Genomic DNA, 24187 nt, shown 5'->3' with positions numbered 1-24187 from the left:
ACACAGCTTTAACAAGCAGTCACATGTAGCCATCAACGTACGAGAGGCAAACTCCATGATCGTAGTAACTGGCGGTGCTGGCTTTATCGGCAGCAATCTGGTCAAGCAGCTGAACGCTCAAGGACGGACCGATATCGTGGTCATTGATGACCTGACCGACGGCACCAAGTTCGTCAACCTGGTCGATCTGACCATCGCTGACTACATGGACAAAGATGAGTTTCAGGCGCGCATCGTCTCCGGTGACGAGTTTGAAGAGTGGGACAACGGCATCGAGGTGATCTTCCACGAAGGTGCCTGCTCTGCCACCACCGAGTGGAACGGCAAGTTCATCATGGAGGTCAACTACGAGTACTCCAAGGATCTGTTCCACTACTGCATCGAGCGTGAAATTCCGTTCATCTACGCCTCTTCTGCCGCGACCTACGGTGGCCGCAACGACAACTTCATCGAAGATCCCAAGTTCGAGCAGCCGCTCAACGTCTATGGCTACTCCAAGCAGCTGTTTGACCAGTACGTGCGCCGCTGGATGCCGGAGATCAACTCTCAGGTCGTTGGCCTGAAGTACTTCAACGTCTACGGCCCGCGCGAGCAGCACAAAGGCTCTATGGCTTCCGTCGCCTTCCACCTCAATACCCAGGTGAAGAAGGGCGAGAATCCCAAGCTGTTCGAAGGTTGCGATGGCTTCCCGAACGGTGGTCAGATGCGTGACTTCATCTATATCGACGACGTCTGCAAGGTAAACCTCTGGTTCTGGCAGAACCCGCAGCACTCCGGCATCTTCAACTGTGGTACCGGCCGTGCCGAGCCGTTCCAGAACGTGGCCGAAGCGGTGATCAAGCATCATCAGAAGGGTTCTATCGAATACATCCCCTTCCCGGATCACCTCAAGGGTCGCTACCAGAGCTTTACCCAGGCCGACATGACCAAGCTGCGCAGCGTGGGTTATGACGCCGAGTTCAAAACCGTTGCCGAAGGGGTAGCGGATTACATGGCCTGGCTCAACCGCTAACGGGTGAGCACAACGCGGCAGTTTGAGCGCAAAACCGGAAGTGGGCACTCGCCTGCTTCCGGTTTCTGGTCTCTGTGGCTGCTTGCCGTTCCTCTCTTCTCTACCGGGTAACCACGCGATGAATATATTGATGGCTCTCTCCCAACTCGAGGTAACGGGAGCTGAGGTCTATGCCACCACGGTCGGTAACGAACTGACCCGGCGTGGTCACAACGTCTTTTATGTGTCAGATACCCTGACCAAGCCGACGCTTGGCCCCGTCTTCAAACTGAGATTCAACAAGCGCAGTATTCTGCGCCGCTTCTGGCACGTCTTCTACCTTATCTATCTCATCAAGAAGCACCATATCCAGTTGGTGCATGCTCACTCCCGCGCCTCCGGCTGGAGCAGCTATGTGGCTTGCAAGCTGACTGGCACCCCGATGATCACCACGGTGCATGGTCGCCAGCCAGTGCACGCTTCGCGCAAGGCCTTCCATGCACTCGGCTATCGGGCGGTTGCCGTTTGTGAGGATATTGCCCATCAGATTGTCGACAATCTGGGGGTAGATCCCGCGATCGTGCAGGTGCTGCGCAACGGTATCGAGACCGACAAATTCCAGCCTGTGCTTGTGCCGGACAACCCAAAGCCGGTGATTGCCATCATCGGGCGCCTGAGTGGCCCCAAAGGAGAGCTCTGTTACCGTCTGCTCGATGAAGTGCTCGACCTGGATGCCTGCAAGGTGCGGATTGTGAGCGGTACCCGCGTGCCCGAGCGTTTTGTCCGTTTTCAGGAGCGTGCCGAGTTTGTTGGCTATGTCGATGATGTGCCCGCTCTGCTGGCGAGTTGCGATCTGGTGATTGGTGCCGGTCGGGTAGCGATGGAAGCACTGCTCTGTGGTCGGCCCGCCTTTGCCATTGGTGAAGCCAGGGCCATTGGTCTGGTGACGGAACGAAATCTGGACGAGGCGCTGGCGAGTAATTTTGGCGATATCGGTCCCAAGGATCTGGCTATCGATTTTGCTGCCCTGAAGGGAGAAATCGAATCCGCCCTCGCAAGCAAGGTGGTGCCGGAAGTCATTCGGCAGCGCATTCAGGATGAGTATGGCTTGCAGGGGGTAGTATCCGGCCTCGAAACCATCTATCAGGATGCGGTGGTTGAAACCCTGCGCCGCGAGATGCCGGTCATCATGTACCACCGCTTTATCGAACAGAATAGCGAGAAAGGGGTGCACGGCACCTGGATGCCGATCACCATGTTCGAGAAGCATCTGCGCCTGATGAAGTGGCTCGGCTACGAGACCCTGACTTTCCGCGATTTGGCGGACAAAGGCTTTATCCACCGTCTGCAATACGGCAAGAAGTACCTGATGATCACCGCCGATGACGGCTATCAGGACAACCTGACCCGCATGCTGCCACTGCTGGAAAAATATGGTTACAAAGCTGTGGTGTACGTAGTCACAGGTGAAGGTTATAACCGTTGGGATGTGGAGCATCCGACCAATCCGGATACCAAGGTTTCGCTAATGAGTGGTGAGCAGGTCAAAGCGCTGGCCGCCAGCGGTCATGTGGAAATTGGTGGTCATACCCTGACCCATCCCCGCTTGAGCAAGCTCACACCCGAACAACAAGCCCATGAAATTCAGGAGAATAAACGCCAACTGGAGGCCCTGCTTGGCCATCCACTGCTCTCGTTTGCCTACCCTTACGGAGATATGGATGAGAGTGCCAAGGAACAGGCTATCACCGCCGGGTATCGTTTTGCCGTCGCTACCAATAGCGGCCCCAAAGCAATGCACCAGGACCCTTTCCAGATCCGCCGGATTGCCATCTTCCCCCGTACCGATGTATTCGGGCTGTGGCGAAAAATTCGTGGGAATTATGTGTTCAGGAAATAACTTGTGAATTTAGATAAAAATTGCCTACGACTAAATATTATTGTGCAATTTGCAGCTTTTTTATTTGGCGCAATAGTTTTAACGGTCCCCAGTGGCTATGGATATGGGCCCAGCATTTTAGTTTTGGCAAGTGTTTTTGTCTTTTGGCGTAAAAAATATTATTTGGCAATGAGTTCAGAGGTGAAAATATTATCATATATATTCATCTCTTTTTTTATCATCCAAGCAGTGTCAATCTGGATTGATGGTGGCGCACTCAAAGAGTTAGATCGACCAAGTCGTTTGTTAATGGCTGCAATGACCTTACCTTTATTAAGTGTGTTCCCCATTAACATAAACGTTCTTATTGCTGGCCTCTCTATAGGAGCAGTGAGCTCAGGTCTAATCGCAATATATGAAAAGTTTTATCTTGGAATGCCTCGAGCTTTTGATGAAAGCATGCCAATTCAGTCAGGAAACATCAGCATGACATTGGCATTGTTATGTCTGTGTGCTTTTTTCTGGTTCCGCCATTTAGGGAAGAAAAACATTGCTGCCTTTATGCTTCTTTCATTTTTAATGGGGGGGATAGGCAGTTTTCTCTCCGGGACCAGAGGTGGCTGGGTTTTACTTCCAATCGTCTTGTTTACAATAGTTTTTTATTTTAGAAAACAGCTATCCCTCAAAGATGGTCTCTATGCAAGCACTGTATGTGCCTTGTTGCTTTTCTTGGCTATGCTTCCGCAAAGTGGCGTAATGGATAGGATATATAATGCAAAAGCGGATGTTGTTCATTATTTTGATGGTGTGAATCCGGATACATCTCTAGGCATTCGATTGCAGTTGTGGGAAAGTGCATATAACTCTTTTTTGGAAAAACCAATTTTTGGTTGGGGAAATAACGGAATTCGCTTATCACAATTAAACCAATATAATAATGGTTCTATATCCGAGTTCATTTATAATTTTAACTCACATGCACATAATCAATTTTTAGATGAATTGGCTAAACGCGGCATTATAGGCTTCTTGATGTTAGCTCTGCTGTACTTTTATCCACTTTGGGTTGCGAGTAAAAATAGAGATAACTTATTGGTCAGTAGTATGTTGGCGGTTTCATCATTAACTCTTGTTGATTATAGCTTGAGTCAAGCATTTATAAGTCATAACTCCGGGATGATATTCTTCATGTTTTTATTTTCGGCTTTAATTACCACAATAAAGGTATCGCCTTTGGAGGGAAGAAAATGATTAAGAAATTGCAATCATGGCGCGATATCATTCGTCGTAAAATAGGGATTGTGCTTTTTGACCGATCTTTGAAATCAGCTTCAAGTAAAGATGGTGCTATAGTCTTTGTTCGTTGGGATGCCAAATTGGGGGATGCCATAGTATCATCTTGGGTCGCTCGTGAAATAAAAAAGAAGTTTCCAGGCAAAAAAGTAGTTGCAATTACAGCCCCTGAGATGAGGTCTTTATTTAAAAACCAATTTCTTTTTGATGAAGTTTATTCTATTCCGAAAAGACCAAGTTATGCAGCACTCGCCTCATTGGCTAGAGATATAGGAGATATTGAATATCTTGTTCATCTTACTAATGAAATGAAGATGAAAGATATTTTCTTTATCTCAAAATTATCTGTAAAAAATGTTATTGGTATAGATGACAAAATAAAATGTGTGAATATTAAAATTGGTCATTCAACCAAGAATATTCACTTCTCACAGAAGTTTGCCTTGGCCGTTAATAAAATGGGGGTTGATAACCCCGATACAGATTATATTGTTCCAGAATATCTTGAAGATGAGTCAAGCGTTAAATCTAGCTGGCCTGATAATCCCACAATCTGTTTTAATCCTTACGGTAGTGGCAGCTCACGAACATTTAATGATGAAAAAATTATCGAGATCCTGAAGGTTATGTTGAGCAAGCCTGGATATAATGTATGTTTGCTCTATCCACCGATAAAGAAAATTGAAACAGAACACAATATCAGGAGAATGCCTGATATCTTAAGGGAAAGAGTTATCACACATGACTCATCCCATTCTTTAGGTGTTCTATTCGCTCAAATAAGAAATAGTATCGGTATCGTGTCTGTAGATACGGCGACAGTACACATTGCCGCAGGGCTGAAAAAACCTATATTTGGAATATATAATGATAATTTTGGTAAAGGTGAAAACCGGGAGTGGTTACCAAATTTTGAGAAAGCCATGGTAATGTATGTTGATGCCAAAAAAGAACAAAATGTAAACTACATTAATATGGAGGAGTTTGAGAATCAATTTAATGATTGGTATGTTCAGTACATAGCACAATAATTTAGATTTCTGCACCATAGCCTGGTGCAGAATAAAAATTAAAGCATCGCCTTTATGTATTTATTTACCCATATATCTAGTCTGTATTGATTTTTTATCTCGTCAGATATGTGATGATAAGGGATCGTTAAAAAGTCAGGTGAGACTTTTAGATCTGTATCTGTTATGCAAAATATATTGTTGGGATGAAAGAACGGAAATGTCTCTGCGGTATTGTTATTTGATATTATTTTTTGTTCATAGGCAAGAGACTCAAAGAATCTAAAAGACAAGCCTTTTTGTGACTGGTATCCTATATCAAGAATACAGTGATAAGCCGATGAGATTGCCAATAGTTCATCACCAGTAATTGGCTTGGTAATTATTTCGATTCTCTTGTCTCTTATTTTTTTGATCTTTCGGTGGTGATCAACATAAATCATGATTTTAATTTTTAAGTCTGGGTTGGCATCCAGAAATGCAGTCATAAAGGCGTAGCGTTCACGATCAAAGCTAAAAATACCAAACACATCACCATCATAGTTTCTGTTTGGTTGGAGTGGGGTTAAATTCTTTTTATAGTAGTTAGTTACTGGTGTAAAGCCATATTTTTTAACATCTTGCGGATCAAAGCTCAAAACTTTATCAAAAAGTGAAATGTTTTTGATATTATTTGGCATTCTGAGAGTACTGTCCCACAGGTGGCAAATCATCCTGTTGGTGCATTTTTTGAGCTGTGTCAGATGTTCTGCCGTGTAAATATCAGGATTAGTGAGGATAGTGATATCAAAGTGGCGGTTTTTTGTAAAACCATTCAAAAACTGGGTGGTCGACAGCCAGCTTCTTTCTTGTTTTAAATTTCTTTTAAACAGAGCCTTTGAAATTAAGTTTGATATTCTCTCTACTGGGTGCAGGTAATCATATCTAGATATTTCTCCATTCTCAATAAATGTAACCACGTGTCCTTGTTGTCGCATCTCTTCAACTATCGGGGTAATGAGCCCTGCGTTATCGATACCTATTAATAGGATATTCATTGGATTAGCTCTCAAAATGACATTTCAATATTATTTCATTAAATTTAATAAACTAAAGTGACATAAATGATTTTATGGTCTCTGTACTAGAGAATGGGCTGTAAAAATGATCTGGTATATGCATTTTATCAATATCCATACGAGATATTTTTTGCGCTATTTTGGGAATGTCAAAAAGGGAGCAAAGGTTATCTTGCAGTGGCCCAGTAAGAATTTCTGCCGGCCCAGACGGGCAATCCACGCTGATCACCGGGGTATGGCAGATGAGTGCTTCAATAAGCACTGTTGGCAGCCCTTCAGCATCGGATGTCAGGATGAGCGCCTGAGCGGCTTTGATATAGGGGTAGGGGTTCTTCTGAAAGTCGATGATCTTCACCTTGCTGGCAAGGTTCATCTCCTCGATCATGGCTTCAATGTGAGGGCGTTGCTCCCCTTTGCCCATCAGAACGAGTGGCGTAGCAACGCCGCTTAGCTGATATGCCTGCAAGAGACGATCGTGGCGTTTTCGTTCTTCGAAAGTGCCGACATGGATGAAATACTTTTCAAATGGCTTGTTGAAAGGCTCATCGGCCAACGCCTGAATTTTCTCGATATCAAACGGATTGTAGATAACCTGACACGATTTTGGTGTGGCTCTTACATTGTGCAAAATGTCGTCCGCGATGCCACGAGATACGCAGATCAGTTTCTTGCCATTATAGAAGCGCTTGAATTTTTCATATCCTTTGGCATTGTCTTTGGCAAAGCCGGTGACATTTCCGTGGATCCAGTAATAAATATTCAGTGTATCAGGCAGGTGTCTGGTAATTTTGTCACATGAGCATGAGATAATTACGTCAGGCGAGATCTCTTTGACTTTTTTCAAGATCAGAGATGCTTGTATATTTTCAACCGCAACATTGGATATGGCTTTAGTCAGCTTTGTGACAATGCCAAGATTAATCGGGTGAATGTTGTCAGGTAGCGTATGGTCTATTTTTTCCCGCAAGGTAAACAAGGTAACATCGACACCTGCATCTTTTAGCAAGGATGCGGTATTGAGCAGAACCTTTTCCGCACCACCACCATACAAGTCTTCAACAATGAATAAAAACTTTTTAACTGGTGGGGTCATAACTGCTCCGCGGGTCTCATAACTGACTGGTAAATCTACTAAAAATGTGAATCGTAAACGAGCAAAATCAGGTGGCAACTGTTAAAGTCGTTAGCAATTTTTTCAATAGGTGTGGATCAATGATTGGTCTTAGTGGGCGCTACCATAACGCATTATTCGCGGCCTGTATATTTGCCGGGCTGCTGCTCTCCTGGTTGTTTTCTGTTAATCAGCTCCTCACCGGCGACCAGACCCAGATGCTCTACAAGGGTTACCTTGGAGCCTATGAGGGGGTCTGGCTCAGCTATGGCAATGCGGCGAGTGCGGTGGGCAATGTGCCGGGGAGCTTGTCGGCCTGGCTGATTGGTGGGCCGCTGCTACTGTGGGATTCTCCCTATGCCCCCATGGTGTTGCTGCTGGTGATGCGGTTGGTCGGTTTTCTGCTATTTGATGCGGTTATCCGCCAGGTGTTTGTTGACCCCGTATCGAAGGGCAATGCGCGGTTGCTGTTTCTGGTGCTCTGCTGGCTCAACCCCTGGTTCCAGTACGAGAGTTTGCTCTACAACCCCTCCTATCTCTTCCTCTTCTCGGCCATGCACTGCTGGTCGGCCTGGCATATGCGCGAGCGAGCCTCCTTCTGGCACATGATTGTTCATCTGCTGGCTATCGGTATGGCGATGCAGTTGCACTACTCCTGGCCGTTGCTGGCTGTGATCTCCACCTACCTCTTCTGGCGCCGAATCCTCAAGGTGAGCTGGAGCGGGGTGGTGGTCGCAGCCCTGCTGATCGGTGCATCTCTGATCCCTTACGCCATGGAAGTGATGAGCAACAGCCATATCACCCAGAACGTCGATCCCGAAGCGCGTCAGCGCTATATCGGATGGGGGCTGGTGCATGTCTATCCGGTGCTGAAATCGGTGATCTACTGGCTGCGTTACGGCTCCTGGCTGTTTGCCAGCAAGCTGGTCAACGACACTCAGTTCATCTGGCTGGCGGGTCATGAATATTTGCAGATGACAGCAGTCTGGCTGTGGCGGGTGATGATCTACGGGGTGGGCTCTGCCACCGTGCTGCTGGCGGCCAAGGCCAACTGGCAACTGTGGCGGGATCTCAAGCCGCGTCTGCTGCGCAGCGACCGTGCATCAGTGGACGGCACGAGCTGGCTCGGCCTCTATGCGCTGGCGGCCGTATTGGCTGTGCTGGTGAGTGCGGCGCTCTCGCCCATCATCTTCAACTATTGGCACCTGATGCTGATCTTCCCCTATGCCCTGTTCCCGATCCTGCTGTTGCTGGTTAGCTGGAGCCGCAACCATCCTCAGTGGGTTGGCAAGGGGTTGCTGGCTGCCACCCTGTTTTGTACAGCGGTGAACCTGATTGCGGCGAGCGACAGCACCAAGTTCTCCTATCAGGCGGACTACAAGCAGCAGGTGCAGGAGTATTTGCAGGAGATGAAGCTGCAACCCAAGTAACTGGGTTGTGTGATCAGTCGAAGGGAGGCGTAATGCCTCCCTTTGCTTTTTCCGTAGCTCAATAAGCGGGTTGTGGTTGCCGGTTATCGCTGGTGGCGTAGCCGACCTGCTTTGGTGGCCATTGCACCAGCTGCAAGGGCATAGCCGGAATGCAATAATCTACAAGTCCAAGGCCCGCTTCTGGTGTATCTATAACCCATGAATACCACCGATTCCCTCATCCGCTACTGGCAATCCCCGCACCTACCGGGGGTCGAGCTGTCACACTCCCACCACAGGGCGTTCAGCTATGGCCGCCATGTCCATCTCGACTACCATATCGGGCTGGTGCAGCGGGGTGGCCAGAAGTTTATCCACAAGGGAAACAGCCACCATCTGGTGCGCGGGGTGCTCTCTACCGTCAACCCGGACGAGGTGCACGACGGCCTCAGCCTGTTGCCGGAAGGGTATGAGGTGAGGGTCTTCGCCATCGATCCGCAGCAGCTGGCGCTCTGGCTGCCGGAGCAGCCGGAACCCTTCTTCGACAAGGGATTGCAGAGCCGCCCCGACCTCTATCAGGGCTTTGCCCAGCTGCACGGCTATCTCGACAACCCCAAGGCCGATGGCCTGCTGATCGAGAGCCAGCTGCTTGCCCTGCTGGGGGAGCTGCTGCATCTGGCCCCCGAGGTACACCAGCTGGCGGATCCCCAACTGCGATTCCTGCGCGACTACCTGATGGCCGCCCTCGACGAGCCCCACTCGCTGGAAGAGCTGGCGGGGCTGCTCGGGCTCGATCGTTTCGCCTTCCTGCGCCAGTTCAAGAAGCGTAGCGGCATGACCCCCTATGCCTGGCTGAAACGGCTGCGGCTGGAGCAGGGCAAACGGCTGCTGGCGAGCGGCATGGCGGTGAGCGAGGTGGCGTTGGCGGTCGGCTTCTTCGATCAGAGTCACTTCCACCACGGCTTTCGCCAGGCATTCGGTCTGACACCCGCCGAATTTCGTGCCCAGATGCAATCTTTTACAAGCCGCGCCCCCCGCTGATCCGCCATGCTGGCTCTCCGTCGTTAAAGCGAGAGTTGTTATGCTGACCAGTCTGTTCGTTACCCTCGGCCTGATGCACCTGATTGCACTGGCCAGCCCCGGCCCCGATTTCGCCCTGATCCTGCGCACCAGCCTGCACCGGCCGACCGCCCTTGGCGCGGCGCTGGGCATCTCGCTGGCGATCATGGTGCACGCCACCCTGAGCCTGACCGGGATCAGCATGCTGATCGCCAGTCACCCGCTGCTGTTTATGGTGATCAAGTGCTGCGGCGCTCTCTATCTGGGCTGGCTGGGGTGGGGCGCCCTGATGGCGGCTCGCCAGCAGAGCAGTTCCGTGATGGCCAGTGCCGCCAACGAGCTGCGCGGCTGGGGCAGGGGCGTGCGCACTGGCCTTGCCACCAATCTGCTCAACCCCAAGGCGCTGGTGTTCTTTATCGGTCTGCTGGCCGCCATGGTGACGCCAGAGGTGGATGGGATGACCCGCAGCCTGCTGGTGGGCGAGCTCTTCATCATCTCCCTCTGCTGGTTCGGGTTGCTGGCGTGGAGCCTCTCCACCGATCGCGCCCAGCGCCTGCTGCTGCGGGTGCAGCGGCCGCTCAATCTGGTGACCGGCGTGCTGTTTGCGGTGGTCAGCCTATCCATTCTGGCGAGCATGGGCGCCGAGCTGATGGTCTGACGGGTGGGCGCATGGGCCTATACTCCAACAAGGTTTACCTGTCAGGAGTACCCGGCCATGCGTCTACTGCCTCTTTGCTGGTTGTTGGGGATGACCCCGGCGCTGGCGGCCCCGGTTCAGCTCAAATTGCTGGAGTGGGGCTATCTGCCTGCGGGTTATGAACAACAGTTTGCCGACTACGCCAAAACCCATGGGGTGGAGGCGACGGTCAGCCGGATCGAGCCGCTGTTGACCGATTTCGACAGCGTCTACCGCGCCCTGCGCACCCGCAGCGCCGATGTGGTGCTGCCGACCAGCTACTTCTACAAGGCCCATCACCAGCCGCTGTTCAAGCTGCTGCTCCCCATCGATTTCAGTCGTCTGCAGCACTACCCCGAGGTGAAGCCCGCCCTCAAGAACACCGAGTATGACAAGCAGGGGGAGCGCAACTACTCGGTACCCTTCTCCTACGCCATGTTCAGCCTCGCCTATGACAGCAAGCAGGTGCCGCAAGCGCCAACCAGTTGGCAGGTACTCGCCAACAGCTCGCCGCCGGGCCAGTTTGCCGAGTTCTGCGACCAGTTCGAGCCGCTGCTCTTTTCGGTGCTGCTCTCCCTTGGCAAGTCGCCCGCCCTGTTTGCCAGCGGCGAGATGCTGGCCGACAAGACCTTGCAGCAAGAGGTGGAGCAGCAGCTCTCGCAGCGGCTGCGAGCCAGTCGCGGCTTCTGGTTCAATCAGGCCAACCGCTGTGAGGATCTGCGCCAGCAGACCTTTGCCACCACCTGGGGGCTGGAGCTGGTGGAGTGCAACAAGCAGAACGAGCAGCAGTGGCGGATCGCCATGGTGCAGGAGGGGGCCATCTATGCCCTCGATGCGATCTCCATCGCCCGCCATGTCGGGGATGAGCCTGCACGGCTCAAGGCGGCCTACCTGCTGGTGGATTTTCTGCTGAGCGCGCCGCTGCAACGCCAGATGCTGGTGGGCACGCCCACCATCTCGGCCAGCAATATTGCCTCCCGGCCGCCCCTCAGCCCGCAGGAGCAGGCGGTGCTGCCGGATCGCCCGCTGCCGGAGTTTGACGAGCGACTGTTGGTGCCCGCGTTGCCCGCCCATATCAAGAATCGCTACAAACGGATGGTGCAGCAGGCGATCGTCGCCAGCGGCAAAGAGGGGCTGGTCAAGCAGTGCCCCTGGGATCTCGATAACTGATGAATGAGCCTGCCGCTTCTTCGGCGGCAGGCAAGTTTGCGCAAGATGGCTGATGATCGGTCATCGCGCGTTTCAGGGCATACCCCCGTTCAATTCACGCCGCTCGCTGGCCTGCATCGTTTGAAAAAACAGTGCGCTTACCGCAGCCCCATTTAGCCGGATTAAACAACCGAACCCTCGCCAGATTGCCGTTCGTACCCTGGCTGACCCTGTACAAAAGTGCCTCAATTGTGACAACTTGGATGTGAGCTGAACAATCCTGATCTGTCCCTTGTGGGAAGGTGATGAATAGGTTATTTCTCTGTGACATTGGCGGCATCCGGCACGGGTTCTCCAGCCATGTGGTGCGAAATCCACAGCAAAAACAAACAGTAAAATGCAGGAGCAAATATGAAAAAGGTCGTGATGGTTGCCGTGGCTGCGGCTCTGCTGGGTGGCTGCGCCGTCAAGAATCAGGTATCCCACAGCTTGCAGGCGATCCCGCTGACAGCCTTCCAGCAGAGCGAGAGCAACCCCAATCAGCGCGTCTACAAGGAGCCGGGCGTTGACCTGCGCCAATACAATGAGGTGCTGCTCGATCCGCTGCAGTTTATTCGTCAGGAGAACGGCCAGTGGTATCTGCTGACCGCCAACGAACAGAACCAGATTGGTCGCTACTACCACGACAAGTTCCAGAGCGAGCTGATCAAGCAGGGCGTCAAGATCGCCACCGCCCCCGGCCCGAAAGTCATGCGGATCCAGGCCGCCGTCACCAACTTCGACCTGACCCGCCCCGACCCCAAGCTGCGGGATCTGCTGCCGGCCAAGATCGCCATCAACGTCACCCGCGAAGTGATCGGCAAGGAGCCCTACCTGCTCAAGGTGGGCAGCATGGCCCAGCTGCTCGACTCCCAGAGCGGCAAGCTGCTGGTGCGGGTGATGGATGCCCGTGAGAGCACGGATACTACCCACAAGGATGAGCCCATCACCGCTGAGGAGATGGAGAAGATGATCGACCAGTGGGCGGCCAGCCGCGCCAAACAGCTGGCGGACAATCTGGGGCGCTGATCGACTGGCGCGTCCAAGCGGGGCGCAGCGGGAGCCTTTTGGGCTGCAATAATGGCAAGATGTTGATAAGGTGGTCATTTTGCAGGCAGGAGAAAATGATATGAAACGCGTGTTGTTACCCATCCTTGTTGCTGGCCTGTTGAGTGCCTGCAGCACCTCGTCACCCACGCCGGAGTGTGCACCGATGGCGGGTGGCTGGCAGAGTCAGCCGTTGCCCAATGCGGAAGGGGAGGCTGCGCTGGCCAGCGTGCTGGCTCGCATGAACACGGCCGCCAAACTGCAGAGCATCCGCGAGGTGCGCAGCCAGGTGGTCTCCGGGGTCAACTACGACATCGAGTTCCAGCTCGACAACGGAGAGGTGTGGAACACCCGTGTCTATCGGGATCTTGCCGGCAACTACCAGATGACCCGCACGGCTGCACAGGGCGAGCTTCCTCCCTTGCCTTGCGTCAAGGCCAAGTAATTCCTGCTTGTTGAGCCCCTCGTCAGAGGGGCTCATCTGACCAGAAAATTTCTGCTTTTCTCCCCGCATTCTGACAGTCAGGATGACCCTTCCCGTGACTGCATCCTCATGGAAAAGGAACCGCTATGAATCGCCACCCCTGCATCAAACACTGGCGCGAGCTGCAAGAGCAGACGCCGCGCTACTACTCCGGCAGTCAGGAGCCCCTTTCTCGCGGCTGCGCCCTCGGCAAACACTTCGGCTTTAGCCGCATCGGCATTCACCACGAGATCGTCGAACCCGGCCATCGCACCAGTTGGCCCCATGCCGAAAAGACCGAAGACGAGTTTGTTCACGTGCTGGAAGGGACGCCGGATGTCTGGCTCGATGGCGTCCTCTATCGGCTGCAACCGGGGGATTCGGTGGGCTTCAAGGCTGGTGATGGGCTGGCCCACGCCTTTATCAACAACACCGAAGAGACTGTCCGGCTGCTCTGCATCGGCGATACCGATCGGGAGGACAACCGCATCCACTACGCCGTGCATCCCGAGCGAAATATCACCCTCGGCAAGCTGCACTGGGATGACGTGCCCGAGCGCGAGCTGGGGGATCACGACGGCCTGCCCGACAAGCTGCGCGAGCGCAACGGCCCCTTCTAGGGCGCAGCCCTTCTGCGCACCAGCCCAGTGCCATCCGATATAAAAAAGCCTGCCGCGTGGCAGGCTTTTGCTATCTGTTTGCCGCCTGTGGCGTGCAGCGCTTATTGCAGGTTGAGCCCGCCCAGATAGTCGCGCTTGCCGAGATCGACCCCGGCACGGCGCAGCAGGGCGTAGGCCATGGTGAGGTGGAAGTAGAAGTTGGGAATGCCGTACTCATGGACGCAGGTATGGCCATCCATCCCCTTGCCGCCCGCCCAGTGGGGCACGTAACGGCCGCTGGCGTACTGGCTGTAGTCCGCGTCCAGCTTGCCTTGCAGATAGGTGATGGTCTTGCCGATATGGGCGCGCAGATCCGCCATGGTCTTGGGGTCATCGCCCATGGCTGGCAGCTCGCTGTGGCTGGCAGTGGCGACCACGGCACGGGCCGAATCGCAGCAGATCAGCACCTGCTTGCTGAAGGGCAGCATATCGACGATCAGCCGATCGCCGAAGAAGTTATCCACGTTGAACTGCTTCGCCGCGGCGTGGGCCTCGGCCTTGGCCAGACAGTGATCCAGATTGGTCAGCATCTTGATGAACTGGGCGGTGATATCGCGATTCATGAGCACTCTCCATCTTGTTGAAACTGCGGCCCGCGTGCGCGGCCACGGTGAATGAGACTGGCTAATCGGCCACCAATATACCCCAACCGCTGCCGGGTTCGAGCCTGCCACGATGAAAATGGCAGGGTAGCACTACTTCGCGCGACAACCGCTGGCCAAGGGGCCATGCTCGCGTTTTGAACCTGCGAGTCCCTTATCGCCCCTTTTTTGATCTGTGACATAAATCACCTTTTTTCAGGGGCGTAGGCTGAATGCCGTTGTCCTGGACAGACGCCTGCGCATTCGCCAGGACACAAGAAAAGGAGAATGAAATGAAGATCTATGACCGTAACCGCAATGTGCTGAACCTGGGTCAGCGCGTCATGATTGCCGCCACTGGCGCAGTCGATTTTCTGAAAGAGGCCCACACCGACAACATGACTCCCTATCAGGCGGAGCATGAGAAGTGCGTGCTGCTGGCAAACTCCGGGGAACGCTACGCCCCCATCGAGTTGATTAGACTAGGCTGATCCCTTTCCCTGTCACCCTACTCTTTACAATTCACCCGGCCGCCGCGTCCCATCTGGCGGCCGGGTTTCTGATTTCCCCCTTCATCCCACCAAATGCCGAAAAATTGAACCGGGTCACATCCCGCTCGATTTGAGCGATTGTCAGCCAGAGCAGGCTCATGCGAACCTTTAAACTCCGTTAACTCACTAAAAAATAACGACTATGTTCAGGCAAATAATGATGAGTGCCGCCCTGCTGTCGGCGGCGCTGCTTTCCGGTTGTGCTTCCGTACCCATGGCCGATGCCACCGCAGACGCGCAGGCCAAGCAGTTTGTGGCGCCCAAGGATGCGGCCAACCTCTATATCTATCGCAACGAGACCTTCGGGGCGGCCGTCAAAATGCCGCTGCTGGTGGATGGTATGGCGGTCGGTGATACCGTGGCCCACACCTACATCCTCAAGCAGGTGACACCGGGCAGCCACACCATCACCTCCAAGTCGGAGAACGATGCCACCCTGACCCTCAGCACCGAGGCGGGTAAAAACTACTACGTCTGGCAGGAGGTCAAGATGGGCCTGCTGATGGCCCGCTCCAAGCTGAGTCAGGTCAGCGAAGAGGAGGGCAAGCAAGGGGTGATGGAGAGCAAGTTGGTCAAGTGACCAGAGGCTTTCACCTAAAGAGCTGGACGTAATCGAATAATCGGAGAACAGAGATCAAATGAAACTGAATAATTCTTTAGTTCGTCGTGGTGGAAAAACATCATCAACGTGGTCTGGTAATACAGAGAAAATTTCAGCCTACACAGACAATAAAGGCCTACGCTTCCGTTTTTCCATTCCATCAAAGGGTGGCGGAGATACTGATATTCTGCTCAGCGTGGGTAACGAAGATATGGCGGAGCTGCTCAAAGTTCTTGCTAGAACATGCCCAGATTTGGCTAGCGCATTTGCTGAAGCAGGAGGCATCGCAGTTGCTGAGTCACTCAAAGCTTTAGCACAGAAGGGGGCTGGCACGTAATTCGGAACAACAAAACGTACCTTACGACGCATTTATTGGTGTTTCGATACGGAAATTCTGAAACTTAGCTATGGCGTTATAGGGTCCATCGGTTCGTATAGCGAGGGGAGGGAATGATGGCTCGGCGTGTCAATCTGCTGGAGCGGCGCAACAACAGGTTACTGGTGGGGCAAATTGACCTGTTGAGTCGTCATGTAGTTGGCCGATTGGCCTTATTCAACCTGCCTTCTTTACGCGTTCATTTCAATGGGCTTTGCTAATCAAACCCGTTCTTCTTGAAAAGAACTGGGATGATAAATTGAATTTTCTCAAATTTTTATAGGGAGAATATTATGTCTGATAAAATAAACTACCCTGATCTTATTTACTCTTTGAGTACGAACTCCTTAGGTCTTAACAATGGCGGTGACTTGCCAATAGGCATCTTAATAATTTTTGTTTTCGCAGTAGTGCTATTTAAAACAATAAGCAATTTAAATCTTTCAGAATTAGCTCATACATATGAAATGATGAGGAAGAGAAATATTGTTGAATTGGTTGAACGATTGAATGATAAAAGTGAGAATGATGATTCATATATGCCATTGAAAGAAAAAATCGAAGCCTATGATTTTAAATTGGCAACAGGCATATATACGAGTGAAGCAAGAAGAAAAGTTTTAATTGAACTGCATAGCATGAACCCTAAAATAAATACGTGGGAAAGATTAAATAGTGCTATGAAATTTATGGGCGAAGATGACTCTATCAGAGACTTTACGAAGCGAGATGTTCTTGAGAAAAAATTATTTACACTACTCGGACATCTCTGTGAAATGTTAGCGGTGCTCTCTCTATTATTTACTGGGTTATTAGGTGTGTTCATTTCAGACACGAATTTCCAAGAGCTAATATGGTTGCTATATACAATTATTTTCGCTTTTTCTGGTGTATTTTTTCATCGTCAAAATTGGCCGTATATTTCAGCAGAAAAGATAAAAACAGTGATAAAAAACACCATGAAACACAATGGCGAAAATTAGAGTTTATTTGCCAAGCCTCAATGATAGGCTCAGTAAATAATAGAGGTTATGCCCATATCCTCGAATATCAGAATACGAGTCATATTACGCTAACGTCCGATCACGCTTCGCTAATCGAACCTACAGACCTATTTATCTTTAAGGTACGCATGAATTCCAACGCATCTAAAAATAAATCAGAAAGTTCTTGTCGAGAAATCACCATATCTTCATTAACTTTCCAAGCTATACCGACATCATAATCAAAACCTGGATACGCTATCTGGAAGTCTGTTTTCTTGTGGTCTCTAGCGGGTTCCAGTTTCGCCAGTGGTATCCGCAAACGAGCGAATCGGGTTCTTACGGCCTGGAATCGATGCAATACTACAATTGAATCGTCACTTCTTTGTTCTTTAAGGAACTGAGTAAGTGTTCGCACAACCTCATATGCACCTAAAATCCACAAATAAGAATGTGTAAGATGGCGTTGTATCAAGTTATAATCGTTATTGGCATCACCACCATTCTTGTATTTCTGAACCAAGTCAAAATCTATCTCACATAGGTTTGCATCCATCTCTCCAAGATTTTGCACAAGGCTCATTAAAAAAGGCTCAAATCTCATCAATCCAATTGATACTTTAAGCCAGCGTTCAAAACGTAAATCACTATTCATTATCTGTTCCATGGAAATGAAAGTTTAAATATTCGTAGGTTCGAATGGCGAAGCGTATTCAGACGATCGTGTTATTAAATATGTCGCTATAACGGATATACAAACCAGCCCGGCTTAATGCCGGGTTGGTTAAGTTAATAATCAAATAGCTTCCAGTCTGGCATACGCCGTCACCAGCCACTTGGCGCCAACGTCGTCGAACTGGATCTGCACCCGGCTCTGCTGGCCGACTCCTTCGAAGTTGAGTACCACCCCTTCGCCGAATTTCGGATGGAGCACCCGCTGGCCGAGCTTGATGCCGCTGGCGTCGAAGCTCTGCTGCACCTCGTTCTGGCTAAAGCGGCCGTACTGGGTGGGGCGGCTGACCTGAGTGCGCAGCCGGATCTCTTCCAGACACTCGGCGGGCATCTCGCGGATAAAGCGGCTCGGCTTGTGGAACATCTCGCGGCCGTAGATGCGGCGGCTCTCGGCATAACAGATGTAGAGCTTCTCCATGGCGCGGGTCATGCCGACGTAACAGAGGCGGCGCTCCTCTTCCAGCCGGCCCGACTCCTCGGTCGATTGTTGGCTGGGGAACATCCCTTCCTCGACGCCGACCAGCAGCACCAGCGGGAACTCCAGCCCCTTGGCGCTGTGCAATGTCATCAGCTGCACCGCGTCGGCATATTCGTCCGCCTGATTCTCGCCGGATTCCAGCGCCGCGTGGGCGAGGAAGGCGGAGAGATCGCTCATATCCTCCAGCTCGTCCGGGCGCTGGTACTGGCGGCAGGCGGTGACCAGTTCGTCCAGGTTCTCTACCCGCGCCTGGGATTTCTCGCCCTTTTCCGCCAGATACATCGCCTTGAGGCCGGAGTTCTGGATGGCGATATCCGCCTGCTGGTGCAGCGGCAGCATGGAAACCTGCTCCTCCAGCGCGTCGATCAGCTCGACAAAGCCGCGCACCGCGTTACCGGCGCGACCGGTCAGCACCTTGTCATTGAGCAGCGCCTTGGCCGATTGCCAGAGGTTGAGCCCCTGATCGCGGGCGTTGCCGCGCAGGATCTCGAGGGTGCGATCGCCGATGCCGCGGGTCGGGGTGTTGACCACGCGCTCGAAGCTGGCGTCGTCGCCACGGTTGTTGATAAGCCGCAGGTAGGCCATGGCGTCCTTGATCTCTTGCCGCTCGAAGAAGCGCAGGCCACCGTAGATGCGGTAGGGCATGGCGTCCTGCATCAGCGCCTCTTCCAGCACCCGCGACTGGGCGTTGGAGCGATAGAGGATGGCGCAGTCAGCCAGGAGGCCGCCCTTTTCCTTCCAATCCTTGAGGCGACCGACCACGAAGCGCGCTTCGTCCACCTCGTTGAAGGCGGCGTAGAGCGAGATCGGCTCGCCCTCGGCCCCTTCGGTCCACAGCTCCTTGCCAAGGCGCTCGGCGTTGTTGGCGATGACGCTGTTGGCGGCTTTGAGGATATTGGCGGTGGAGCGGTAGTTCTGCTCGAGGCGGATGGTCTCGGCGCCCTGATAGTCGGTCAGGAAGCGCTGGATGTTCTCGATCTTGGCGCCGCGCCAGCCGTAGATGGACTGGTCATCGTCGCCGACGATCATCACCTTGCCGCTGTTGCCCGCCAGCATCCGCAGCCAGGCGTACTGGATGCCGTTGGTATCCTGAAACTCGTCCACCAGGATGTTCTGGAAGCGGTCGCGGTAGTGCTCGAGGATGTGCGGCTTGTTGAGCCACAGCTCGTGGGCGCGCAGCAGCAGCTCGGCGAAGTCCACCAGCCCGGAGCGATCGCAGGTCTCCTGATAGGTCTTGTAGATCTGCTGATAGGTGCGGGTGACGGGGTCGCCGTAGAGGTCGATGTCGCCGGGGCGCAGCCCCTCGTCCTTCTTGCCGTTGATGTAGCCCATCACGGCGCGCGGGGCCCAGTGCTTCTCGTCCAGATTGAGCGCCTTGAGCACCCGGCGAATGAGGCGGTACTGGTCGTCGGAGTCGAGGATCTGGAAATCCTGCGGCAAGCCGGCATCCAGATGGTGGGCCCGCAGCAAACGGTGGGCGATGCCGTGGAAGGTGCCGATCCACATGCCGCGCACGCCGTCGCCGATCACCTTCTCGACCCGGCCGCGCATCTCGGCCGCCGCTTTGTTGGTAAAGGTGACCGCGATGATGGAGAAGGGTGAACAGCGTTCCACCTGCATCAGCCAGGCGATACGGTGCACCAGTACCCGGGTCTTGCCCGAACCGGCACCGGCCAGCACCAGCAGGTTGCTGCGGGGCGCCGCAACGGCATCTCTTTGCTTGTCGTTGAGCCCGTCGAGCAGGGTTGAAACGTCCATCACCACTCCTGTTTATTTATACAGGCGGCGATTATACGGCCATCCCCCCGTCAGACCAACTGCAAACTCCGCACGGCGGGCAGGTGAGGGGAGTCGGGCAGGGCGGCTGCGGCGGTTTCTGGTCGGCAAAATGGTTGCGGAGAGGGGATGGTTTCCAGCTGTAGCCAGCGGCCGGATAGCGCGCCGCGCGGTTATTTTGCGAGCCGGATCACGGGGCGATGGGTGGGGCGGATGCCCAACCGGGGAAAACGGTTTAGAGTAACCAATTGAACAATAAGAGAAATGTCGTTTGGGTCTCTGCATTGTCAGCATAAACAACTGAAAAGTAGCTAAAAAACAACTGCTTATAAGGTTATTTGCTTATAATTCAAACCGTTAACGCAAACGTTTTTCCCTTATCATTTGCTTGACCCGCACCGGGGCTGACTTAGAGTAACCCTGCGTGCTAGATGACCCGCTTCGGCGGGCAAGCAAGTTCCCTCACTTAATAACAATCAAGGATACGATCGTGACTAAAGTGCTCAAACTGGCCACCGTGGCCTCCCTCACTCTCGCTGCTCTCTCTGCTCAGGCTGCTTCCGAGCCAGCCGTCATTTATGACACCGCGGGCAAGTATGACAAATCATTCAACGAAGCCGTGTTCCGTAACGGCGTCGAGCTCTACAACAAGGACAAGGGCGTCAAGGTCAAAGAGTTTGAACCCCAGAACGAAGCCCAGCGCGAGCAGGGTCTGCGTCGTCTGGCCAGCCGTGGCAACGGCCCGATCGTGGCGGTCGGTTTCAACATGGGCTCTGCCGTCGAGAAAGTAGCGACCGAATTCCCGAAAACCCAGTTCACCATCATCGACATGGTGGTCGACAAGCCGAACGTCCAGTCCGTCATCTTCAAGGAGCATGAAGGTTCCTTCCTGGTGGGCGCGCTGGCTGCCATCGCTTCCAAGAGCGGCAAGGTCGGCTTCGTGGGCGGCATGGATATCCCGCTGATCCGCAAATTCCAGTGCGGCTACGAGCAGGGCGCCAAGTACGTCAATCCGAAGATCGAAGTGTTCCAGAACATGGCGGGCTCCACCCCGGCCGCGTTTGCTGACCCGGCCAAAGGTGCCGAGCTGGCCAAGTCCCAGTTCGCCAAAGGTGCTGACGTGGTTTACGCCGCAGCCGGCGGTACCGGTATCGGTGTCTATCAGGCAGCCAAGGACAGCGGCAAGTTTGCCATCGGCGTAGACTCCAACCAGAACCACCTGCAACCGGGCACCATGCTGACCTCCATGGTCAAGTCTGTGGGTCTGGCTGCGTACCAAACCTGGGATGACGCGGCCAAAGGCCAGTGGAAACCGGGTATCAAGAACCTGGGTCTGGCCGAAGGCGGTGTGGATTGGGCGCTCGACAAGGACAACGAGAAGCTGATCACTCCGGAGATGAAAGCCAAGGTGGATGCCATCAAGGCCGAGATTATTTCAGGCAAGGTCAAGGTTCATGACTACATGAGCGACAATACCTGCAAATACTAATTAGATAGTTGCTGCTACGACTCTCAACGCACCGACCGGCCCGCACGGGCCGGTTTTTACAGTCTTATTTCATGAAACGCAGGGCTGCATCATGGACCAGACAGATCGCTATGCCATCGAATTAAGAGGTATCGATAAGCGGTTCGGCGAAGTGTACGCCAACAAGCTGATCGACCTTAAGGTTCGGAAAGGCAGTATTCACGGCATCGTTGGCGAAAACGGCGCCGGTAAATCCACCCTGATGAGCATCATTTACGGCTTCTACCATGCCGATAAAGGCGAGATGTTCATCGACGGGAATCCTTTCAAACCCCACGGTTCACAAGATGCGATTGCCGCAGGCGTGGGCATGGTGCACCAGCACTTCATGCTGGTGAACAACTTTACGGTTTTGGAAAACGTCATCCTCGGCGCTGAAAATGGCTGGCACCTTCAGCAGAGCGTGGCGTCGGCAGAGAAGCTGCTCGGCGAGCTGGCGCGGGACTATGGTCTCGAAGTGCCGCTGCACGAGAAGGTGGAAGATCTGCCGGTGGGCCTGCAACAGCGGGTCGAAATTCTCAAGGCGCTCTATCGCGGTGCCCGCATCCTGATCCTCGACGAGCCGACCGGGGTTCTCACCCCGCAAGAGGCGGATCACCTGTTCAAGGTGCTGGAGAAGCTGCGGGATCAGGGGGCGACCATCATCCTCATCACTCACAAGCTGCGCGAGATCCTGGCCATCACGGATCAGGTCTCCATCATGCGCCGCGGCGAGATGGTGGCGCACGTTGCCACCAAGGATACCGACAAGGAGCAGCTGGCCGAACTGATGGTGGGCCGCAAGGTGCGCCTCAAGGTCGACAAGGGGCCGACCCAGCCGGGCGAAGCCAAGCTGAAGGTCGAGGGGCTCAGCTACTTCGATGCCAGCAAGGTGGAGCGGGTCAAGTCGGTCAGCTTCGAGGTGCGCGCCGGTGAAGTGGTCGGCATTGCCGGGGTCTCCGGCAACGGCCAGTCCGAGCTGCTCAGCCTGCTTGGCGGCATCATCAAGCCGAGCAAGGGCGGCTTTACCATCAGCAGCCGCAGCGGTGTGCACAAGGTGAGCGCCGATCATGCGGCCGATCCCGAGATGGTGCGCAACTTCGGCCTCGGCCATGTGCCGGAAGATCGCCACAAGATGGGTCTCATCAACCGCTTCGAGGCGAAAGAGGCCTTTATCCTCGGTTATCACCGCCGTCCGCAGTACAACAAGGGGTGGCTGCAGAACAAGGAGGCGATCCAGCAGGATTGCCAGGCCAAGATGGAGAAGTGGGACGTGCGCCCGCCTCATCCCGACCACAAGACCGCCAACTTCTCCGGTGGCAACCAGCAGAAGCTGGTGATCGCCCGTGAAGTGGAGCAGGACCCGGATGTGCTGTTGATTGGCCAGCCGACCCGCGGGGTCGATATCGGTGCCATCGAGTATATCCACCAGCAGATCATCGCCATGCGCGACAAGGGCAAGGCTGTGCTGCTGGTCTCGGTGGAGCTGGACGAGATCATGAGTCTCTCTGACCGCATTCTGGTCATTGCCGACGGTCGCATCGTTGGCGAGCTGGATGCCGCCAAAGCGGACGAGCGCACTATCGGCCTGATGATGGCGAACATAGTGCCGGACGAAGTTGCCAAGGAGGCCCACTGATGAGCCAAGTACGTATTCCTGCCTGGGTCTCCGTGGGCGTCGTGTCTGCGGTCAACATCCTGCTGGCCTTCCTGGTGTCGGCCATCCTGTTCTACTACCTCGAGATCAACCCGGTCGATGCCGCCAAGATTATGTGGTACGGCGCGTTCGGCACCGGTGAAGGGGTCGGCTTCACCCTCTACTACGCAACCGGCTTTATCTTTACCGGTCTGTCGGTGGCGGTCGCTTTCCACGCCGGTTTATTCAACATCGGTGGTGAAGGTCAGGCCTATATCGGGGGGCTCGGTGTCGGTCTGGTCTGTCTGATGCTCGGCGATGTGCTGCCGTTTGCCCTGCTGTTGCCGCTCTCCATCATTGCCGGTGGTCTGTTCGGTGCGGCCTGGGCCTTTATTCCGGCTTGGCTGCAAGCCAAGCGCGGCAGTCACATCGTGATCACCACCATCATGTTCAACTTCATCGCCGCCTCGCTGATGGCCTATCTGCTGGTGGAGGTGTTCAAGCCGCCCGGCTCGATGGCGACCGAGAGCAAGGTGTTTGCCGAAGCAAGCTGGCTGCCCAAGATGAGCGGGCTGGCGAACCTGTTCGGGATGGAGATCCCCAACAGCCCCCTTAACATCAGCTTCTTCTGGGCGCTGATCTGTGCGGCGCTGGTGTGGGTCTTTATCTGGCACACCCGCTGGGGTTACGAGATCCGTTCGGTCGGCGCCAGCCAAAGCGCCTCCGCCTATGCCGGTATCTCCTATCCCAAGGTGGTGATCCTGGCCATGGTCATCTCCGGCATGCTGTCGGGCTTCTTTGCCCTCAACGTGCTGCAGGGTGAGCTGCACCAGATCAAGCTCAACTTCGTGGAAGGGTTCGGCTTCACCGGTATCGCGGTGGCGCTGATGGGGCGCAACCATCCGGTGGGCGTCATCATCGCCAGCCTGCTGTTCGGCTTCCTCTATCAGGGGGGCGCCGAGCTCAGCTTCGAGTTCGGTGTCGACCGCAACATCGTGGTGGTGTTGCAGGGTCTGGTGATCCTGTTCTGTGGCGCCCTTGAGCACATGATGCGCCCGCGCATCGAGCAGCTCTATCTGGCGTTTGCCAACCGCTCAGCCGCGCAAGCTAAAGGAGTCTGATC

The 24187-nt window shown here is 53.8% G+C and carries 24 protein-coding genes; 18 read left to right on the top strand and 6 right to left on the bottom strand.

Annotated features, from left to right (window positions below):
- The first annotated feature begins 55 nt into the window (after positions 1–55).
- The 4 genes from rfaD (at position 56) to G5287_RS08815 (ending at position 5194) form a co-directional block, all read left to right on the top strand.
- Positions 56–1012 carry an ADP-glyceromanno-heptose 6-epimerase gene (gene rfaD, locus G5287_RS08830; RefSeq protein ID WP_040069912.1) on the top strand — a complete coding sequence of 319 codons (957 nt, stop codon included), beginning with the start codon at positions 56–58 and terminating at the stop codon, positions 1010–1012.
- Between the two features lie 118 nt (positions 1013–1130).
- Complete coding sequence (locus G5287_RS08825) at positions 1131–2891, top strand: polysaccharide deacetylase family protein (RefSeq protein WP_421231174.1); 1761 nt, start codon at positions 1131–1133, stop codon at positions 2889–2891.
- Between the two features lie 3 nt (positions 2892–2894).
- Positions 2895–4121, top strand: coding sequence for an O-antigen ligase family protein (locus tag G5287_RS08820; RefSeq protein ID WP_421231173.1), 1227 nt, complete (start codon positions 2895–2897; stop codon positions 4119–4121).
- Positions 4118–5194: a glycosyltransferase family 9 protein gene (locus G5287_RS08815; protein ID WP_421231172.1), complete on the top strand. Its 1077-nt coding sequence runs from the start codon at positions 4118–4120 to the stop codon at positions 5192–5194. Before G5287_RS08820 ends, G5287_RS08815 begins: the two co-directional genes overlap by 4 nt.
- A 38-nt stretch (positions 5195–5232) precedes the next feature.
- Here G5287_RS08815 and G5287_RS08810 read toward each other — a convergent pair whose 3' ends face one another.
- Both G5287_RS08810 and G5287_RS08805 read right to left on the bottom strand, forming a co-directional pair.
- The gene (locus G5287_RS08810) at positions 5233–6210 is read right to left on the bottom strand and encodes a hypothetical protein (RefSeq protein ID WP_216952610.1); all 978 of its coding nucleotides are present in this window, start codon (positions 6208–6210) and stop codon (positions 5233–5235) included.
- Positions 6211–6262: 52 nt separating this feature from the next.
- Positions 6263–7324, bottom strand: a complete 1062-nt coding sequence (locus G5287_RS08805; protein ID WP_421231171.1) for a glycosyltransferase — start codon at positions 7322–7324, stop codon at positions 6263–6265.
- A 236-nt stretch (positions 7325–7560) separates the two neighbouring features.
- Between G5287_RS08805 and G5287_RS08800 the strand changes: the two genes are divergently transcribed.
- The 7 genes from G5287_RS08800 (at position 7561) to G5287_RS08770 (ending at position 13804) form a co-directional block, all read left to right on the top strand.
- Positions 7561–8772 carry a 3-deoxy-D-manno-octulosonic acid transferase gene (locus G5287_RS08800; protein ID WP_421231176.1) on the top strand — a complete coding sequence of 404 codons (1212 nt, stop codon included), beginning with the start codon at positions 7561–7563 and terminating at the stop codon, positions 8770–8772.
- Positions 8773–8970: 198 nt separating this feature from the next.
- Entirely contained in the window at positions 8971–9792 is an 822-nt protein-coding gene (locus G5287_RS08795; protein ID WP_005357044.1) for a helix-turn-helix transcriptional regulator, read from the top strand.
- 40 nt (positions 9793–9832) lie between these two features.
- On the top strand, positions 9833–10468 hold the full coding sequence (locus G5287_RS08790; RefSeq protein WP_120416330.1) for a LysE family translocator: 636 nt from the start codon (positions 9833–9835) through the stop codon (positions 10466–10468).
- A 57-nt stretch (positions 10469–10525) separates the two neighbouring features.
- Positions 10526–11656 carry an ABC transporter substrate-binding protein gene (locus G5287_RS08785; RefSeq protein WP_421231170.1) on the top strand — a complete coding sequence of 377 codons (1131 nt, stop codon included), beginning with the start codon at positions 10526–10528 and terminating at the stop codon, positions 11654–11656.
- Between the two features lie 390 nt (positions 11657–12046).
- The gene (locus G5287_RS08780; RefSeq protein ID WP_040069930.1) at positions 12047–12703 is read left to right on the top strand and encodes a DUF3313 domain-containing protein; all 657 of its coding nucleotides are present in this window, start codon (positions 12047–12049) and stop codon (positions 12701–12703) included.
- Positions 12704–12803: 100 nt separating this feature from the next.
- On the top strand, positions 12804–13166 hold the full coding sequence (locus G5287_RS08775) for a cystatin domain-containing protein (protein WP_026034886.1): 363 nt from the start codon (positions 12804–12806) through the stop codon (positions 13164–13166).
- Between the two features lie 125 nt (positions 13167–13291).
- Entirely contained in the window at positions 13292–13804 is a 513-nt protein-coding gene (locus G5287_RS08770; RefSeq protein ID WP_107683288.1) for a cupin domain-containing protein, read from the top strand.
- A gap of 101 nt (positions 13805–13905) precedes the next feature.
- On the opposite strand, the gene G5287_RS08765 is transcribed toward G5287_RS08770, so the two are convergent.
- A complete protein-coding gene (locus G5287_RS08765) occupies positions 13906–14406 on the bottom strand; it encodes a DUF1993 domain-containing protein (protein ID WP_216979746.1) in 501 nt (166 codons plus the stop codon).
- 311 nt (positions 14407–14717) lie between these two features.
- Here G5287_RS08765 and ydfZ point away from each other — a divergent pair, with 311 nt between their 5' ends.
- Positions 14718–14915: a putative selenium delivery protein YdfZ gene (gene ydfZ, locus G5287_RS08760; RefSeq protein WP_005342516.1), complete on the top strand. Its 198-nt coding sequence runs from the start codon at positions 14718–14720 to the stop codon at positions 14913–14915.
- 31 nt (positions 14916–14946) lie between these two features.
- Here ydfZ and G5287_RS08755 read toward each other — a convergent pair whose 3' ends face one another.
- Positions 14947–15075, bottom strand: a complete 129-nt coding sequence (locus G5287_RS08755; protein WP_421231169.1) for a hypothetical protein — start codon at positions 15073–15075, stop codon at positions 14947–14949.
- A gap of 42 nt (positions 15076–15117) precedes the next feature.
- Between G5287_RS08755 and G5287_RS08750 the strand changes: the two genes are divergently transcribed.
- The 3 genes from G5287_RS08750 to G5287_RS08740 all read left to right on the top strand — a co-directional run bounded on the left by G5287_RS08750 (position 15118) and on the right by G5287_RS08740 (position 16935).
- Positions 15118–15555 carry a DUF2846 domain-containing protein gene (locus G5287_RS08750; protein WP_017788673.1) on the top strand — a complete coding sequence of 146 codons (438 nt, stop codon included), beginning with the start codon at positions 15118–15120 and terminating at the stop codon, positions 15553–15555.
- A gap of 58 nt (positions 15556–15613) precedes the next feature.
- A complete protein-coding gene (locus G5287_RS08745; protein ID WP_216952616.1) occupies positions 15614–15913 on the top strand; it encodes a hypothetical protein in 300 nt (99 codons plus the stop codon).
- Positions 15914–16245: 332 nt separating this feature from the next.
- Positions 16246–16935 (top strand): hypothetical protein, encoded by a 690-nt coding sequence (locus G5287_RS08740; protein WP_421231168.1) that lies wholly within the window; start codon positions 16246–16248, stop codon positions 16933–16935.
- A 100-nt stretch (positions 16936–17035) separates the two neighbouring features.
- Here the strand turns inward: G5287_RS08740 and G5287_RS08735 are convergent, their stop codons facing one another.
- Together G5287_RS08735 and uvrD are read right to left on the bottom strand one after the other, a co-directional pair.
- A complete protein-coding gene (locus tag G5287_RS08735) occupies positions 17036–17590 on the bottom strand; it encodes a hypothetical protein (RefSeq protein ID WP_216952618.1) in 555 nt (184 codons plus the stop codon).
- 141 nt (positions 17591–17731) lie between these two features.
- On the bottom strand, positions 17732–19903 hold the full coding sequence (uvrD, locus tag G5287_RS08730) for a DNA helicase II (RefSeq protein ID WP_421231167.1): 2172 nt from the start codon (positions 19901–19903) through the stop codon (positions 17732–17734).
- A 508-nt stretch (positions 19904–20411) separates the two neighbouring features.
- On the opposite strand from uvrD, the gene G5287_RS08725 reads away from it, so the two are divergent.
- The 3 genes from G5287_RS08725 (at position 20412) to G5287_RS08715 (ending at position 24185) form a co-directional block, all read left to right on the top strand.
- Entirely contained in the window at positions 20412–21410 is a 999-nt protein-coding gene (locus tag G5287_RS08725) for a BMP family lipoprotein (RefSeq protein WP_421231166.1), read from the top strand.
- Positions 21411–21501: 91 nt separating this feature from the next.
- Complete coding sequence (locus G5287_RS08720; RefSeq protein WP_041209785.1) at positions 21502–23067, top strand: ABC transporter ATP-binding protein; 1566 nt, start codon at positions 21502–21504, stop codon at positions 23065–23067.
- A complete protein-coding gene (locus tag G5287_RS08715; RefSeq protein WP_421231165.1) occupies positions 23067–24185 on the top strand; it encodes an ABC transporter permease in 1119 nt (372 codons plus the stop codon). The genes G5287_RS08720 and G5287_RS08715 overlap by 1 nt, the downstream gene beginning before the upstream one ends.
- Positions 24186–24187: the final 2 nt, after the last annotated feature.

Origin of the sequence: Aeromonas sp. 603079 (assembly GCF_049172135.1) — a bacterium.
Taxonomy (GTDB): Bacteria; Pseudomonadota; Gammaproteobacteria; order Enterobacterales; family Aeromonadaceae; genus Aeromonas; species Aeromonas veronii.
Note: the sequence above shows the minus strand (reverse complement) of the source record. Positions and strands in the feature narration are given on the sequence as shown.